Genomic DNA, 16,450 nt, shown 5'->3' with positions numbered 1-16,450 from the left:
CCCTTGTCCCGACCTTAAACGTCGCGTCGCTGCGCCACGGCCAGGGCCGCAGCGAGCGTGATGACAACCACGGTAGCAAAGTAGATGAGAGAACCGGTCGCGCCCCAAACAAAGCGGACACCGTCCGAGGTGTACCACGGCACCCCGGTAAACCTGATGCCATTAGCGAAAGGAAGGAAGGGCTGCAACGCCTTTCCTGCATCGGTGAGCCAGCCCAGCATCAACTCGAGTACCGTCGGCCACAAGAGGAGTACCGCAACAGCGCCCGCAGTGTGCTTCAGCAACACACCGACCGCCACCGCGAGTACGGCACACAAGAACGCGTACGCCGTCACCGCGCCGATCGTGTTCCACACACCGGGGCCGTCGAGCGCCAAGTTCGCACCGGCCACCGGACCGGCCATGGCACGCACCAACACAATCGAGGTCAGCGCGGTGACCGCGGTGACCACCGCCACCCAGACCCCCGCCACCAGCGCCTTGGCGCCGATAACCGACAGCCTGTTGGGTGTGGCCTGAAAGGTGGTTCGCACCATTGCGGTTCGGTTCTCGTTGGTCACCGTCATGGCGGCCAGCACCATCAGGAGCGGGACCCCGACGACAGTCGCCCCGCCCGCGGCATCGCCGGGAGAGATCGGCGTATAGACGGATGCCGATCCGCCCTGCAGGCCCGCTAATCCCAAACCCAGCGCCAGGGCGAGCAGACTGCACCACACTGCCGAACGAGAGGTACAGACTTTGATCCGTTCGGCCGCGATAACGCCCATCAGCGCACGCCCTCCGCATCAGCGGGCACCTCGGTCGCAGTCTCCGCAATCGGATCCTCTACCCGGCTGCGGTACTGCACCGCATCGTCGGTCAACGACAGATACGCATCCTCTAACGAAACCCGTTGCGGGGAAAGCTCGTACAACGTTACGCCGAGACGTGCGGCGAGCTCGCCGATCTGTTCAATGAGAGCACCGCTGATTTCGAGCACATTTTCTTCCTCACTGCGTTCCGAGACTTTCACCGAGAAGCCGCTTTCCTCCGCGGCCGAACGCAGGGTGTCGATCTGTGGGCTGCGCACCCGCACCACGTCGGCGCCGGCCCGGCTCACAAACTCATGCATGGATGTCGCCGCGATCAGGCGGCCTCGGCCGATCACCACCAATTGGTCTGCGGTATTGGCCATTTCGGACAGCAGGTGACTTGAGACCAGCACCGTGCGGCCCTGCGCGGCCAGGCTTTGCATCAACGTCCGGATCCAGTGAATGCCTTCGGGGTCCAGACCGTTGACGGGCTCGTCGAACAACAGCACCTGGGGATCGCCGAGCAGCGCGACGGCAATGCCCAACCGCTGGGACATCCCCAGCGAGAAGGTACCGGCGTGCCGGTTGGCCACCTCGGTAAGCCCGACCATCTCCAGCACTTCATCCACCCGTTGGGAGGGAATGTCATTGGCGGCGGCAATCCACCGCAGGTGATTGCGTGCCGACCGGTTGGGGTGAAACTGCTTGGGATCCAACAGCGCACCGACTTCGCGCAGCGGATGGTCGATCTCGTGGTACTGCTTGCCACCGATCGTCGCCGTACCCGAGGTGGGGCGGGCGAGCCCGACGATCATGCGCAGCGTGGTCGACTTACCTGCCCCATTAGGGCCCAGGAACCCGGTCACGACGCCCGGCTCGACGGTGACGGAAAGGTCGTCGACCGCCGGGGTCTGCCCATATACCTTGGTCAGCGACCGCAGTTCGATCATGCGGCCCACTATGCCAGCTATTGCTACGTGGTTCTGTCCGGATCCGGGCTGGAGGCCTGTGCCCAAAAACGGCGGGGTATGCGACCAGCGTGACGCGCGAGGTGGCCGGCGGTCACGGCCGCCGCCATCGCCGCAGCCATACGTTCGGGATCGGCAGCGCGGGTCACGGCCGTCGCGAGCAGCACCGCATCGCAGCCGAGCTCCATCGCGAGAGCGGCGTCGCTGGCGGTGCCGATTCCCGCGTCCAGGATCACCGGTACTCCCGCGGACGCCACAATCATCTCGATGTTATGTGTGTTGGTGATGCCCAGCCCGGTGCCGATGGGGGCCCCGAGCGGCATCACCCCCACGCATCCCACGTCTTCCAATCTGCGAGCCAGCACCGGATCGTCGTTGGTATAGGGCAGTACCACGAACCCGTCGTCGACAAGCTGCTCGGCGGCACGCACCAACTCGACGGCGTCGGGCAGTAACGTGCGCTCGTCGGCGATGACCTCCAACTTGATCCAGTTGGTCTCGAGTGCCTCGCGCGCCAGCTGGGCGGTCAACACGGCCTCGGTGGCACCACGGCACCCCGCGGTGTTCGGCAACGGCATGATGCCCAGCCGCTTGAGCAGATCCAGCACACCCGTGCCACCGGCGGCATCGACCCGGCGGATCGCGACCGTGGTCAACTCCGTACCGGACGCGAGCAGCGCCCGTTCCAGAATCGAGAGGTTCGCGGCGCCCCCGGTTCCCATGATCAGCCGGGAACCGAAGGAGCGGCCCGCAATACACAGCGGTTCGTCTGCATTGACCACCGTGCTCATCCCCCCTGCACCGCGGTGACGACTTCGATCAGGGCACCGGCGGAAACCGTGGTGTCCCAGTCCGATTTGGGTACCACGGTGTGATTGATGGCCACCGCGATACCGCACTCCGGAAAGCCCAACTCGTCGAGCAGCTGCCAGATGTTGGCACCCTCGGCGACCTCACGTGCATCACCATTTACCTGAATGTTCATCGGGCCTCCTGACTGGACCTACTCAAACTGGGCGCCTTCTCGAACCGGCGGGGATCGACGGCGGCCGGCGGCTCGCCGCCGTCGAGCAGCGCCGCTATCGTCTGTGCCGTCCACGGCGCGAGGAGAAATCCGGATCGGCCATGCCCGGCAGCCACCAGGGTGCGGTCGTCAATCCTGCCCACCATGGGCAGATTGTCGTCAGTCATCGGGCGCAGGCCCGCCGCGCATTCGGCGAATTCGTACTCCCCCAGACAGGGCAGCACCGCGCACGCATCCTCGAGCAGATCCCGCACTCCCGCGACGGCAGGCGCGGTGTCGTGTCCGTGCTCGTACTGCGTGGCACCGACCACGACGCCGTCCTCCCGGGGCACCAGGTAGACGTGTCGTCCGTGTACCCGCGCGCGAATGATATGTGTGGGTGGCGGCATCGCACCGGGACGCCGCCGCAGTCGCAACACCTCCCCCTTCACCGGGCGGACCGGCAGATTCGCGAGTGTCGCCGCGCCTACCCCGTTGGCGACCACCACCTGGCCGGCAGGCACCTCGTCGAGCTTGGCAACCGGTGGGCCCCTTCGCACGCCGAGCGCCTCGCACTCGGCGCTAAGCGCATGCAGCACCTTGCGATTGTCGACAGCCAGTTCCTCTGGCGCGGTGAATCCACGGCGGATGTTCTGCGCCAGCAGCGGTTCGACATCCCGGGCGTTGGTGGTTTCCGCGACGGCCTGGCCGCGACCGGCCAGCCAATCCACCATGGTCCGCAGCTCGCCGGCATCGGCGGTGTCGACGGCGACGGTCAACGACCCGCGTGCGGTGATCACGGTATTTTCCGCATCGTCGATGAAGCCGTCGCGCCAGATCGCGAGGGATTCGATGCCCAGATCCAGCAGGTCATCCTCACCGGGCCAGGCCTCGCTATAGGGCGCGAGCATCCCGCCCGCCACCCATGACGGGCCCTTGAGGCCGTCATCGTGAACGGTGACCCGCCAGCCGCCGCGGGCGGCTTCACGCGCCACGGAAAGCCCGATGACACCGCCGCCGATCACGGCGACCGAGCCTCGTTGAGACGACATCACAATCGGAGTCACTCCCTTCGCCGGCATGACCCGGATCAGGTCGGACGGTCAGGGCCGGATTCGTTGGCCCACTCTCAGCCCGCTCATCCCGGGGCTCCCGCGTTACTTACACCTACAACGCTAGCGTCTTCGACTATGCACCCGCGTTCGGCCCGGCTTGAGTCCGCTCACCTCTATCTCTGCACCGATGCCCGTCGGGAGCACGGCGATCTCGCCGAGTTCGTCGACGCCGCCCTCGCCGGCGGCGTCGACATCGTGCAGCTACGCGACAAGGGGTCGGCCGGTGAGCAGCAGTTCGGCCGGCTCGAGCCCACCGAGGAACTCGATTGTTTGGCGATTCTCGGTGCGGCCGCCGCCCGTCATGGTGCCCTGTTCGCGGTGAACGACCGCGCCGATATCGCGCGTGCGGCGGGGGCCGACATCCTGCATCTCGGCCAAGACGATCTGCCTCTCGCGGTCGCCCGAGCGATCGTCGGGCCTGATGTGCTGATCGGCAGGTCGACCCATGATGCCGAGCAGGCCACCGCGGCCGCCGACGATGCCGATGTCGACTACTTCTGCTGCGGACCGTGCTGGCCGACGCCCACGAAGCCGGGGCGCACCGCGTCCGGGTTGGGTCTTGTGAGAACAGCATCTGGCCTAGGGACTTCTCGGCCCTGGTTCGCGATCGGCGGTATCGACGAGGCGCGGGTGCCCGAGGTGGTCGCCGCCGGAGCGTCGCGGATCGTGGTGGTGCGCGCGATCACCGCGGCGGCCGATCCCCGCGCGGCGGCGGCCTCACTGCGCGGGCTGCTCCCTCGCCGGGTGTGACGACGTCAGGGCCATATCTGTGCCGGGGCGTCTGGATGTTTCGCCTTCCAGCCCACCCGCGCCTCGTCGATACCGCCGATCGCGCTCTCGAGGATGGTCCACTTGGGGCCGGTCTTGGTGAGTAAGCCCTCATACCGCGTCGGGTTGGTGCCATTCGTGTCCTGCAGCGTGCCGTCGATCAATGCCCAGCCGCCAGCGATGTTCAGCGTCTGCACCTCGAGCTTGACGGGTTTGCCCAGGTCAGCCTCGATACGAGCGAGCACCGTGGCCACCACCTCGTTGCGGTCGCCGGACTCGGGTTCCGCCGGTGAACAGGCGCCCATCAGTACGCTCATGATCATCGCCAACGCCAGAACACATCCGATGCGCATACTCGAACGCTACGGCAGTTGCCAGGCGAAACGCCCGGGCTCAAGTTCGACAGTGCCCAGCCCGTCCACGCCACGTGGCAACATCGCGACAACCCGCAGCATCGGCCAGGCCGACTTGAACCCGGGATGCAACCGCATCCCCTCGATCTTGTCCTCGGGCACCCACCGCAGCTCGGTGCTCTCGTGATTGGCCTCGGTGGGCAACAGCTCGGCGGCATCGGCGACGACCGTGGTGTACGTCCAGTGCGCCTGGCCGTCAATACGTTTCGTCACCACCGAGGAACGAATGGTCATAGCGCCCGGTGCGATTCCCGCCTCTTCTGCGGCCTCGCGAAGCGCCGCCTGCTCGGCGGACTCGTGGCTGTCCCGCGCACCCCCGGGCAACGCCCAGGTACCCCCCTGATGGCTCCACCAGGCCCGATGCTGCAGCAGCACAGCGGGCTGGCCGTTCTCCAGTGGTGCGCGCAGCAGCAAACCTGCCGCCCCGAACCGTCCCCAGAATCGCGCACCCGTGTCAGCGACAACCCATCCGTCACCGTCGCCACGCACAGAGTCCACAGTAGAGCCACCAAAGGCTAAATATGCTCTTAGACTTTCCATTAAGGCCGGGGAGAGGAAGGTAAGAGGTGACTGTCGGGACGACGCGGTTAGCGCACCCGTCGACCGAGCCCGTCGGCGCGACCACACCCGTCGTGCCGGCTCATCCGTGGTGGTGGTTCCTCAAGTCCACACCCGGCAAGATTCTGATGCTCGGTATCGTCCTGGCCACCGCCGGCGTGCTGTCCGCGGTGGCCACCTCGGCGAGCGTGCAAAATCGGCAGCTGGCCCTGAGCACGGTGCTCAACCACACCGAACCATTGGCCTATTCGGCCGGACAGCTGTACAGCACCCTGTCGGTCGCCGATGCCGCAGCGACCACCGCGTTCATCGCGGGCACCGAACCGCAGGGTGTTCGGGAACGGTATGAGCAGGCGATCACCGATGCCTCGACCGCGCTCGTCGCCGCTTCCAGCGGTCTTACCGACAGACCGATGCAGGAGCTGCTCAGCCGGATCAATGCCGAACTGTCGGTCTACACCGGATTGATCGAGACCGCACGTACCAACAACCGGGCAAGCAACCCCGTCGGCGCCTCGTATCTCAGTGAGGCGTCCGCGCTGATGCAACACACGATCCTCCCGGACGCGCAGCGCCTCTACGAGGAGACGTCCAACCACGTCGACCAGGAGACGAGCGCGTCCACTCGAGTGCCCTTCCCGGTGATCGTCATCGTGCTCGGCACCATGATCGGCGGGGTCTTCGGCCATCGCTGGTTGTCCAAGAAGACCCGGCGCATGATCAATCCCGGCATGCTGGCCGGTGGCGCGGCCCTACTGCTTATGGTGGTTTGGGTGGGTATCGCACTGGCCGTCTCCGCCTCACTGGGCACCGACGCGCGCAATGGCGGCGCTCATTCGCTGAAAACCATCACCCAACTGGTCATCTCTGCCCAGCAGGCCCGTGCCGACGAGACGCTCGCACTGATCCGCCGGGGCGATGAGAACGTCCGCAAGAAGTCGTACTACGACCGCATCGACGAGATGGAACACAAAATCGGCGAGTACCTGACGGATCCGGATGCCATCGCCCGTGCGGACCTGGAGCGGGCGCAACAACTGCTCACCAGGTGGAGACAGGCCGATGACCGGATCAACGCCTACATCGGCGTAGGCAACTACCAAGCCGCCACTCAGGTGGCCCTGGGCAGCAGCGAATCGGACTCGACACCGGCCTTCGACAGTCTCGACGCGGCGCTGCGCAACGGTGTGCAGGACAGCCGACGTCAGCTCCGGTCGGGTGTCCTCAACGCCGAGCGCGCCTTGACCCTGTCCTCGGCGGGAGCATTGATCCTCTCGGTGAGCGGCGCGATCTGCGTCGGAGTCGGTCTCTGGCCGAGACTGAGTGAGTACCGATGACGAGGCGCGCGCTACAGGGCGCCGCCCGCAGGCTCGGAGCGTTGGCGGTCGTCGCCACCGTGCTGGCCGGATGCTCGACACCCGAGAATTCCACCCCGCTGCCGCAACTCACGGTGCCGAGGCCGACCCCGGCCGAAATGACCGAACAGGAACCCAACCGCACGCTCCCGGACAAGGTGGACACCTCATGTGACCCCACCGCGAGCCTGCGACCCACCAATGACAGGGCCGCCAACGACGATGCGGTGGCCGCGATCCGCAAGCGTGGCCGGCTCATCGTCGGGCTGGACATCGGAAGCAACCTGTTCAGCTTCCGAGACCCGATCACCGGTGAGCTGACCGGGTTCGACGTCGATATCGCCGGAGAGATCTCCCGCGATATCTTCGGCACCCCCGAGCGGGTCGAGTACCGGATCCTGTCCTCGGCGGATCGCACAGCCGCATTGAAGAACTCGACCGTCGACATCGTGGTGAAGACCATGACGATCACCTGCGCGCGACGCAAGGAGGTCAACTTCTCCACCGTCTACCTGATGAACTATCAGCGGATTCTGACCTCGCGTGATTCGGGTATCACCAACGCGCAGGACCTCTCCGGTAGACGCGTGTGCGCCGCACGCGGCACCACCTCCCTGAACCGGCTCTCGCAGATCACGCCGCCCCCGGTGATCATGTCGGTGGTGACGTGGGCGGATTGCCTTGTGGCACTGCAGCAACGGCAGGTCGATGCGGTGAGCACGGACGACTCGATTCTCGCCGGTCTGATGTCTCAGGACCCGTATCTACATATCATCGGACCCAACATGAGCGATGAACCGTACGGTATCGGCATCAGGCTCGATAACACGGATCTGGTCCGGTTCGTCAATCGCACCCTGGAGCGCGTCCGGCGCGATGGAACCTGGAATGCCTTGTACCGCAAATGGTTGAGTGTGTTGGGGCCCGCACCCGCGCCCCCGAGTGCAAAGTACCGGGACTGATGAGTGAACAGCCCGACGGCCGGGAAGATCCAGATGAGCTCGCCGACGACACACCCGAGGACGAGGGCCCGGGCACGCGACCCGCAACCCTCGCCGACCTAGACGCCGACTCCGCCTCGACGATGCGCCCCATGGCTACCCAGGCCGTGTTCCGGGCCCCGGACCACACCCAGCCGACAACGCAGCCCACCACCCAGCCCGAGGTCCGCGCCACCACCACCCGGGTTCGGCTCTCCCCCACCCGCCGGCTCGGCGGTGGGTTGGTCGAGATCCCGCGTGTTCCGGAAATCGATCCGCTGGCCGCCTTGATGACCAATCCCGTTGTCGAGGAATCCAAACGGTTCTGCTGGAACTGCGGTAAACCGGTAGGGCGTTCCAGCCAGAAACCCGGGGACGAGCACCCTGCCCAGAGCGAGGGCACCTGCCCTGCCTGCGGCGCCACCTTCTCCTTTCTGCCACAACTGAATCCGGGCGACGTGATTGCCGGGCAATACGCCATCAAGGGCTGCATCGCCCACGGTGGCCTGGGCTGGATCTACCTCGCGGTGGACCGCAATGTCAACGACCGGCCGGTGGTGCTGAAGGGCCTGGTGCATGCCGGCGACGCCGAGGCACAGAACATCGCGATGGCCGAGCGGCGATTCCTCGCCGAGGTGGCTCATCCCTCGATCGTGAAGATCTTCAACTTCGTCGAGCACCCGGATCAGCATGGGAATCCCGTCGGGTACATCGTGATGGAGTACGTCGGCGGCACCTCACTCAAACAGCCCAAGGGCAGCACCCTTCCCGTCGCGCAGGCCATCGCCTACATGCTGGAAATCCTTCCCGCACTCGGGTTCCTGCATTCGGTCGGGCTCGCCTATAACGATCTCAAGCCCGAGAACATCATGATCACCGAGGAGCAACTCAAACTCATCGACCTGGGTGCGGTGGCCTCACTGAACGCCTACGGCAACCTGTACGGAACTCCCGGCTACCAGGCGCCCGAGATCTCGCGGACCGGCCCGACGGTCGCCTCGGACATCTACACGGTGGGACGAACCCTCGCGGTGCTGACCTTGCGGATGCCCACCCGCAAGGGCCGGTACAAGGACGGGCTGCCAAGCGACGACCCGATACTCACCAAATACGACTCCTACCACCGGCTCTTGCGCCGCGCCATCGATCCCGACCCCACCGCGAGATTCGGTAGTGCCGAGGAGATGGTGACGCAGCTGGTCGGGGTGCTGCGCGAGGTGGTGGCACTGGACTCCGGGACCCCACGGCCGGGTATGTCCACGCTGTTCAGCCCGTCCCGCTCCACGTTCGGGGTTGACCTGCTGGTGGCACACACCGACGTGTACGTCGACGGGCTGGCCCATCCGCCGAGCCTGACGGCGCCGGATATCGTAACGGCCCTTCAGGTTCCACTTCTGGATCCCACCGATGTGGGTGCCGCGATCCTGCAGGCCACCGTGCTGAGCCAGCCGATACAGACTCTCGAATCGCTGAAGGCCGCACGGCTGGGCCGGATAGACGCCGACGGCGTGGATCTGACCGAATCGATGGAGCTACCGCTGATGGAGGCCCGCGCGCTCCTCGATCTGGGTGATATCGCCAAGGCCAACAGCAAGCTCGATCAGCTCGAAGATCGGGTGGGCACACCCTGGCGGCTGACCTGGTATCGCGGTATGGCGGCACTGCTCAACGGCGACTACGACCAGGCCACCAAGCATTTCACCGCCGTCCTGGACTTCCTGCCCGGCGAGATCGCACCCAAGATGGCGTTGGCCGCGACCGCCGAACTTGCCAGTGACGAGAAGAATCTGGACCTCTACCGCACTGTGTGGTCCACCGACAACAGCGTCATCTCCGCGGGATACGGGCTGGCCCGCACCCTGGCCGCACGCGGGGAGCGGGCCGAGGCGGTGCGCATGCTCGACAACGTGCCCCCCACCTCACGCCATTTCACCACTGCGCGCCTCACCAGTGCCGTCACGCTGTTGTCTGGCCGGACGCTCTCGGAGGTCACCGAGGACGATATCCGCGAGGCCGCTCGCAGGGTCGAGGCATTGCCCGAGACGGAGCCGCGGGTGCTGCAGATCAGGGCGCTGGTACTCGGGACCGCGCTGGACTGGATCAAAACGAATCATTCGACCGGGCATCACATCCTGGGTGTTCCATTCACCAAACGCGGCCTGCGTCAGGGCGTCGAGAGGAGCCTGCGAGCACTGGCACGCCGGGCCACCGAACGCACCCACCGCTACGCCCTGGTCGACCTGGCCAACGCCACGCGCCCGACGTCACTGCTCTAAGGCCACTCCCACCGCCGCCCTGGCGATGGCCAGTTCCTCGTTGGTCGGCACCACCAGCACCGCAACCCGTGACGCATCGGCGGAGATTCGGCGAATTTCACCGGATCGCACCAGGTTCCGCTCGGCATCGATCTCTATACCGAACACTTCCAGTCCGGCCATGGCGTCGGCCCGCAGCACCGCATCGTTCTCCCCCACCCCGGCGGTAAACGAGATGACATCGGCACCTCCCAACGTTGCGATGTAGGCGCCGATGTATTTGCGGAGCCGGTGTACGTACACGTCGTAGGCCAGCTGTGCCGCGGCGTCTCCGGACTCGATCAGTCGGTGGATCTCACGAAAATCGTTGGCACCGCATAGCCCGAGCATGCCCGAGCGCCGGTTGAACACCGTGTCGATCTCGTCGATGCTCATGCCGTGGCGTGCCAGATGGAACACGATGCCTGCATCGATATCGCCGGTGCGGGTGCCCATCACGAGACCCTCCAGCGGAGTGAGCCCCATCGAGGTTTCTACGGCACTCCCACCACGAATGGCCGACGCCGATGCGCCGTTGCCCAGATGCAGGACAATCTGACTGATCTCCGCGTGCCCCCTCCCCAGGAAGCCCGCCGCCTGCTGGGACACGTACTGATGCGACGTACCGTGGAATCCGTAGCGGCGCACGCCATATCGTTCGGCGACCTCGCGATCGAGCGCGTACGTCGCCGCGGCGGGCGGCAGGCTGTAAAAGAACGCGGTGTCGAACACCGCCACCTGCGGTATGTCCGGGAGCAGGCGGCGGGCGACCTCGATACCCTGCACCCCCGCCGGATTGTGCAGGGGCGCCAGTGAAGACAGCTCGGCGATCTGTGCAACCACCGCGTCGTCGAGCACCGTGGGCTCATGGAACTTTTGCCCGCCGTGCACCACACGATGGCCGACCACTTTCACGTCGCCGGTGTCGATCGAGTCGAACACCAGCCTCAGCGCCTCTTCGTGATTGCGAATCGGCTCCTCGCCAATGCGCTCCACCAGCCCATGCGCGTCCACCCGGCCCGAATCCGGTTCGATGAGCTGATACTTCACCGAGGACGAACCACAGTTGAGGACGAGTACTGAGCCCGATTCTCTTCGCGCAAGCTGCTCATCGACGCTCATCGGGTCAGATCCTGTGCCTGGATCGCGGTGATGGCCACGGTGTTGACGATGTCCTCCACCAGTGCCCCACGGGACAGATCGTTGATGGGCTTGCGTAATCCCTGCAGGACCGGCCCGATGGCGATGGCGCCGGCACTGCGTTGCACGGCCTTATAGGTGTTGTTTCCGGTGTTGAGGTCAGGAAAGATCAGCACCGTCGCGCGGCCGGCGACCGGAGAGTCGGGCATCTTGGTGGCCGCCACCGACGGTTCCACCGCCGCGTCGTACTGGATGGGGCCTTCCACGAGCAGTTCAGGCTGCCTGGAGCGAACCAGTTCGGTTGCTATGCGTACTTTTTCAACCTCGGCACCGCTACCCGAGGTTCCCGTCGAGTACGACAGCAGCGCAACTCGCGGGTCGATACCGAACTGTGCGGCGGTCCGTGCCGAGGAGATGGCGATATCGGCCAGCTGCTCGGAGGTCGGGTCGGGCACGATGGCGCAGTCGCCATATGCCAGGACGCGGTCGGCCAGGCACATCAAGAAGATGCTGGATACCGTGGAGACCCCGGACATCGTCCTTATGATCTCGAACGCCGGCCTAATCGTGTGCGCGGTGGTGTGCGCCGCGCCCGAGACCATGCCGTCGACGATGCCGTTGTAGACCAACATCGTGCCGAAATACGAGACGTTGCGCATGATCTCGCGCGCACGATCGGCCGTCATGCCCTTGTGCTTACGCAGCTCGAAATACTGGCCTGCGAACTGCTCGGCAAGCTCACTTGTCTTAGGGCTGATGACAATGGCGTTCGAGATGTCGACACCGAGCTCGGCAGCACGGGAACGAATTTCGGCTTCTTCACCCAGGATGGTCAGGTCAGCGACCTGACGTTGGAGCAGCCGCCCGGCCGCCTTGAGAATCCTGTCGTCATCACCCTCGGGGAGCACAATGCGCTTGCGGTTGTCCCGCGCCCTGTCCAGCAGCTGGTATTCGAACATCTGCGGCGTGGTGACGGATGGTATCGGAATGGCAAGCTGCGCAATGAGATCTGCGCCGTCGACATACCTGTCCATCAGCGCGAGTGCGGTGTCGATCTTGCGCGCGGAGGCGACGGTCACCCGGCCGCGGGCATGCGCTGCTGCGCTCGCGGTCTCGAACGTCCCCGAATCGGTCGTGATGATCGGCAGCCTCAGCCCGATCCCGTCCACCAGATCGGAGATCCGCGGGTGCAACTTGAGTCCGCCGTTCAAGATGATGGCCGATAGCGATGGAAACCCCTCTGCCACATGAGCACTCGCCACCGCAAGCAGCACATCGGAGCGGTCCGCGGGGAAGATGACGGCCTGACCCTCCTGCAGCCGTTCCAGGCAGTGTTCGGCCGTCATGCCCGCCACCATGAAGCTGGTGGCTTCGCGTGACATCAGCGCCTCGTCACCGCTGAGCAACGAGCCGTTGACCGCCTTCATGAGTTCTTCGACAGACGGCGAGAACAACAGCGGCACCTCGGGCAGCACCCACGCGGGCTTGTCGAACCGCGAGAGCGCCTGGCGCACCTCCTCCAGCTGATCGGGTCTGCACCGGTTGGCGACGATGGCCGCGGTGTGCGCACGCTGCGCCTTGAGCTCACCGAGGCAGACCTCGGCCAGAGCCGCCACCTCCCCGGGGGTCCGATCGAATCCCTTGATGGTCAAGAGCACCGGGGCGCCGAGATTGACGGCGATACGTGCGTTGGTGCTCAGCTCGCTGGGGCTGGCGACATCGGTGTAATCACTACCGACAATCACCACGGCGTCGCAGCGCTCCGCGACCGAGTGGTATCTGTCGACGATTGCGGCGATAGCGGCGTCCGGATCCTGGTGCACGTCGTGGTACGAGACGCCGAGACAGTCCTCATATCCGATATCGGCGGTGCTCTGCTCCAGCAGCAGTTCCAGGATGTAGTCCACGCTTTCCCCGGACCGCGCGATGGGGCGGAAGACACCCACCCGTGCCACCGTTGCGGCCAGCCGATGCATTACACCCAGTGCGACGGTGGACTTTCCGGTGTCGCCTTCGGGCGAGGCAATATAGATACTCGATGCCTTCGATGCTCTAGCCTCGGTCATGCGCGCCTTTCTACGCCGGGAAATCGCAGCGTCAAGATCTTGAATGGTCGGAGTGTCAGATGAATCGCGTCGCCGTCGACACTGACGCTGCCAGATGCCTCTACGGCTTCGACGGAACGCTCCAGCAGGTCGGTGACGATCACCCGTTGGTGGCCGAAGTTGGTGTGGAGCTTTGCATCGGCCCGTCCGCCGCGCGACTCGTACAGCCGCACGATGACATCTCCCGAGCCATCCAGCGCCAGCTTCACCGATTCCACCACGACGGCCGGGTTATCCAGGCCGACAAGCGGTTGGATGTTCTCCACCGCGCCGTCGACACTCCGCGGGGTGAGGTTGCGCCGGTATCCCTGCTCGACGGCGTCGCCGATCCCCGCACCGGGCCGCACCGAGAACTTCAGCCGATGATGCCCCTGGTCGCAATCGGGGTCCGGGAACAACGGGGCGCGCAGTAGCGACATCCGCACCATGGTGGTGGATCCGCGTCGGCTGATGTCGTGCCCATAGGTCGAATCGTTGGCCACCGCCACCCCGTACCCGGATTCGCCCACATGTACCCAGCGGTGCGCGCATATCTCGAACTTGGCCTCGTCCCACGAAGTGTTGGCGTGTGTTGGCCGATACACATGGCCGAACTGGATTTCCGATGCCGACCGGTCGGCGTGCACATCAAACGGGAAGGCCAGTTTGAGCAGCTTTTCGGTTTCGTACCAGTCGATGTCGATATCGATGTCCAGTGTGGGCGACCCGTCTAACAGTGTGATCCGTTGCACAAGGTGCGAATTGCCGAATGTCCGCTCAATGACCAGCGCACCGTTCACGACGACCACCGAGTTCGCCGACGTCAGATTGATGACGGTGTTGCGATAGAAGCCGTCGATATCCCAGGCATCCCACTGGTTCGGCGTATCGCGGTGCAACTGCAGCAGATTCCCGGGCGCTGCCATCGCCTCCCGGCCGCTGGCAGCGTCGACGAGCGAGACCAACAGACCGTCGGTGTCGAAGGCGGCGGCGAGAATTCCATTGTCCAGCAGGAACCCTCCCTTGGTTGTCGTCGGAGTGACCGGCCTCGGCTCGTCGGCGACGGCGGCACCCAGTGCGGGCACCCCGTCGCGATCGTGTGGCGCGGCATTGAAGATCAGTCTGCGGTCGCCCTTACCTGCCAAGGTCCGTATCGCCGATTCGATGATGGTTTCGAGTCTCTTCGCGATCGCCGCATAGTTCCGCTCGGCGTCCCGGTGAACCCAGGCTATGGAGCTACCAGGCAAAATGTCATGGAACTGCTGCAGCAGCACCAGCTTCCAGATCTCATCCAGCTCGGCATAGGGGTATTCAAAGCCGGTCCGTACCGCCGCCGTCGCCGCCCACAACTCCGCCTCGCGCAGCAGATGCTCGCTGCGGCGATTGCCCTGCTTGGTATTCGCCTGCGAGGTGTAGGTGCCGCGGTGCAGCTCAAGGTAGAGCTCACCGGACCAGCGCGGTGGGTTGACGTACTCGGCTTGAGCGGCCGCGAAGAATTCCGCCGGGGCGCCCAGGTGCACTCTGGGTGATCCCTCCAGGGAGCGCTTTCGCGTTGCGTAGGCCAGCATTTCACGCGTGGGGCCACCGCCACCGTCGCCGTAGCCGAAGGGCACCAGCGACATGGTGCCCGCACCGGAGTCGCGATAGTTCCGCTGGGCATGGGCGAGGTCGCCGCCACCGAGGTCGGAGTTGTAGGTGTCGACGGGCGGGAAGTGCGTGAACACCCCGGTGCCGTCGATCCCCTCCCAGATGAAGGTGTGATGCGGCATCCGGTTGACTGAGTTCCACGAAATCTTCTGTGTCAGAAAATATTCCGAACCTGATGCGGCGACGATCTGGGGCATTGCCGCGGAGTAACCAAACGAATCGGGTAGCCACACCTCCGGGGTGTCGATCCCGAACTCGTCGAGAAAGAATTGCTTGCCCGCGACGAACTGGCGTGCCATCGCCTCCGAACCGGGCATGTTCGTGTCGGCCTCCACCCACATGCCGCCCACCGGAATGAACTGTCCCACAGCGACCTTGTCCTTGATACGCGCGAACAGGGTGGGGTACTTGTCCTTGATCCAGTCGTACTGCTGCGCCGAGGAACAGGCAAACCGGAAATCGGGATGCCGGTCCATCAGGTCGACCATGTTCGAGAAGGTCCGCGCGCACTTGCGGACCGTCTCACGCACCGGCCACAACCAGGCCGAGTCGATATGGGCGTGCCCGACAGCGGTGATCCGATGAGCACTGGCGTAAGCGGGGCGCGCCAGCACCTCGGCAAGTTCGGCACGCCCGGCCGGCGCGGTACGCGCGAGATCATCGGGATCCACCGTGTCCAGCATGCGTTCGAGGGCGCGCAGGATCTCGTGACGACGCGGCAGATCCTCGGGGAGCGTGTGCATCAGCCCGTCGAGGGTGGCAATGTCCTGCTGCAGCCCCCACAGGTTCAGGTCACGTAGCCCTAGATCGATTCCCCCCAGCCGATACAGCGCTTCTTCTCCCGAGGTGGCCTTGTCCCCCAACGGCATTCGCGACCAAAAGTGCTTGCCAATGTCCGGGTTGGCAGCGGCCTCGATGTAGAAGTCCACCGGAGCATCCGGATCATCGATGGGCACGAACGCATTGCGCGGCGCGATCCCCTTCACCACGGTGCCGTCGGGTCGATACACCAGACCCTCGGCATTGAAGCCCGGTCCTCCCGTGAAGCCGAGTTCCACCCTCATCTCTGGGGCACCCTCGGACCGACCGCGCCATTGCTCCGGCACGGTTCCTGTCACGTGCAGCCACATCGTCGACCACGGTGGACCCCACGGCGCCCCGGGAGCGATCTCGGTGAAGTCCCGCGTCACCGCCTCTGCGAACGGCACGGGCTCCCCGGGCACGGCCCACGCGCTCAGCGTCAGCGGCGCCGAATCCACGTAGACGGCACAGTTCAGGCGCTTGTCGACGAAACGCCGAATGCGGTCCTCAACAATGCGCCGATCGTCATGCAT

General features: G+C 65.2%; 14 protein-coding genes and 1 riboswitch. Of the genes, 4 read left to right on the top strand and 10 right to left on the bottom strand.

Features of this window, described 5'->3' with window-relative positions:
- Positions 1-14: 14 nt before the first annotated feature.
- The 5 genes from AC5Y5C_RS03505 to thiO form a co-directional block, all read right to left on the bottom strand.
- Entirely contained in the window at positions 15-767 is a 753-nt protein-coding gene (locus tag AC5Y5C_RS03505) for an ABC transporter permease (protein ID WP_499969012.1), read from the bottom strand.
- Complete coding sequence (locus tag AC5Y5C_RS03500) at positions 767-1,741, bottom strand: ABC transporter ATP-binding protein (RefSeq protein ID WP_499969010.1); 975 nt, start codon at positions 1,739-1,741, stop codon at positions 767-769. The genes AC5Y5C_RS03505 and AC5Y5C_RS03500 overlap by 1 nt, the downstream gene beginning before the upstream one ends.
- A gap of 23 nt (positions 1,742-1,764) precedes the next feature.
- Positions 1,765-2,550, bottom strand: a complete 786-nt coding sequence (locus tag AC5Y5C_RS03495) for a thiazole synthase (protein ID WP_499969008.1) — start codon at positions 2,548-2,550, stop codon at positions 1,765-1,767.
- Complete coding sequence (gene thiS / locus AC5Y5C_RS03490) at positions 2,547-2,744, bottom strand: sulfur carrier protein ThiS (protein WP_499969006.1); 198 nt, start codon at positions 2,742-2,744, stop codon at positions 2,547-2,549. The genes AC5Y5C_RS03495 and thiS overlap by 4 nt, the downstream gene beginning before the upstream one ends.
- The gene (gene thiO / locus AC5Y5C_RS03485; protein ID WP_499969004.1) at positions 2,741-3,814 is read right to left on the bottom strand and encodes a glycine oxidase ThiO; all 1,074 of its coding nucleotides are present in this window, start codon (positions 3,812-3,814) and stop codon (positions 2,741-2,743) included. Before thiO ends, thiS begins: the two co-directional genes overlap by 4 nt.
- A riboswitch (TPP riboswitch) is annotated at positions 3,813-3,928 on the bottom strand. Its footprint overlaps the gene before it by 2 nt.
- Before the next feature lie 24 nt (positions 3,929-3,952).
- Here thiO and thiE point away from each other — a divergent pair.
- On the top strand, positions 3,953-4,627 hold the full coding sequence (gene thiE, locus AC5Y5C_RS03480; protein ID WP_499969003.1) for a thiamine phosphate synthase: 675 nt from the start codon (positions 3,953-3,955) through the stop codon (positions 4,625-4,627).
- Positions 4,628-4,632: 5 nt separating this feature from the next.
- Here the strand turns inward: thiE and AC5Y5C_RS03475 are convergent, their stop codons facing one another.
- Positions 4,633-4,998: a hypothetical protein gene (locus AC5Y5C_RS03475; protein WP_499969001.1), complete on the bottom strand. Its 366-nt coding sequence runs from the start codon at positions 4,996-4,998 to the stop codon at positions 4,633-4,635.
- A 9-nt stretch (positions 4,999-5,007) separates the two neighbouring features.
- Positions 5,008-5,547, bottom strand: coding sequence for an NUDIX domain-containing protein (locus AC5Y5C_RS03470; RefSeq protein WP_499969347.1), 540 nt, complete (start codon positions 5,545-5,547; stop codon positions 5,008-5,010).
- 77 nt (positions 5,548-5,624) lie between these two features.
- Here AC5Y5C_RS03470 and AC5Y5C_RS03465 point away from each other — a divergent pair, with 77 nt between their 5' ends.
- From AC5Y5C_RS03465 to AC5Y5C_RS03455, 3 genes are read left to right on the top strand one after another with little or no spacing between them, the layout of a single operon-like run.
- Positions 5,625-6,953, top strand: coding sequence for a GlnX family signal transduction membrane protein (locus AC5Y5C_RS03465; RefSeq protein ID WP_499968999.1), 1,329 nt, complete (start codon positions 5,625-5,627; stop codon positions 6,951-6,953).
- Positions 6,950-7,933, top strand: coding sequence for a glutamate ABC transporter substrate-binding protein (locus AC5Y5C_RS03460; protein ID WP_499968997.1), 984 nt, complete (start codon positions 6,950-6,952; stop codon positions 7,931-7,933). Before AC5Y5C_RS03465 ends, AC5Y5C_RS03460 begins: the two co-directional genes overlap by 4 nt.
- Entirely contained in the window at positions 7,933-10,227 is a 2,295-nt protein-coding gene (locus AC5Y5C_RS03455) for a serine/threonine-protein kinase PknG (RefSeq protein ID WP_499968994.1), read from the top strand. The genes AC5Y5C_RS03460 and AC5Y5C_RS03455 overlap by 1 nt, the downstream gene beginning before the upstream one ends.
- Here the strand turns inward: AC5Y5C_RS03455 and AC5Y5C_RS03450 are convergent.
- The 3 genes from AC5Y5C_RS03450 to AC5Y5C_RS03440 are packed head-to-tail and all read right to left on the bottom strand — an operon-like array spanning position 10,216 to position 16,450.
- Positions 10,216-11,367 carry an acetate kinase gene (locus AC5Y5C_RS03450; RefSeq protein WP_499968992.1) on the bottom strand — a complete coding sequence of 384 codons (1,152 nt, stop codon included), beginning with the start codon at positions 11,365-11,367 and terminating at the stop codon, positions 10,216-10,218. The genes AC5Y5C_RS03455 and AC5Y5C_RS03450 overlap by 12 nt on opposite strands.
- Complete coding sequence (pta, locus tag AC5Y5C_RS03445) at positions 11,364-13,451, bottom strand: phosphate acetyltransferase (RefSeq protein ID WP_499968990.1); 2,088 nt, start codon at positions 13,449-13,451, stop codon at positions 11,364-11,366. The genes AC5Y5C_RS03450 and pta overlap by 4 nt, the downstream gene beginning before the upstream one ends.
- Positions 13,448-16,450 carry an alpha-mannosidase gene (locus AC5Y5C_RS03440; protein WP_499968988.1) on the bottom strand — a complete coding sequence of 1,001 codons (3,003 nt, stop codon included), beginning with the start codon at positions 16,448-16,450 and terminating at the stop codon, positions 13,448-13,450. Before AC5Y5C_RS03440 ends, pta begins: the two co-directional genes overlap by 4 nt.

The sequence above is a fragment of the Mycobacterium sp. NGS15 genome (assembly GCF_059813245.1).
Note: the sequence above shows the minus strand (reverse complement) of the source record. Positions and strands in the feature narration are given on the sequence as shown.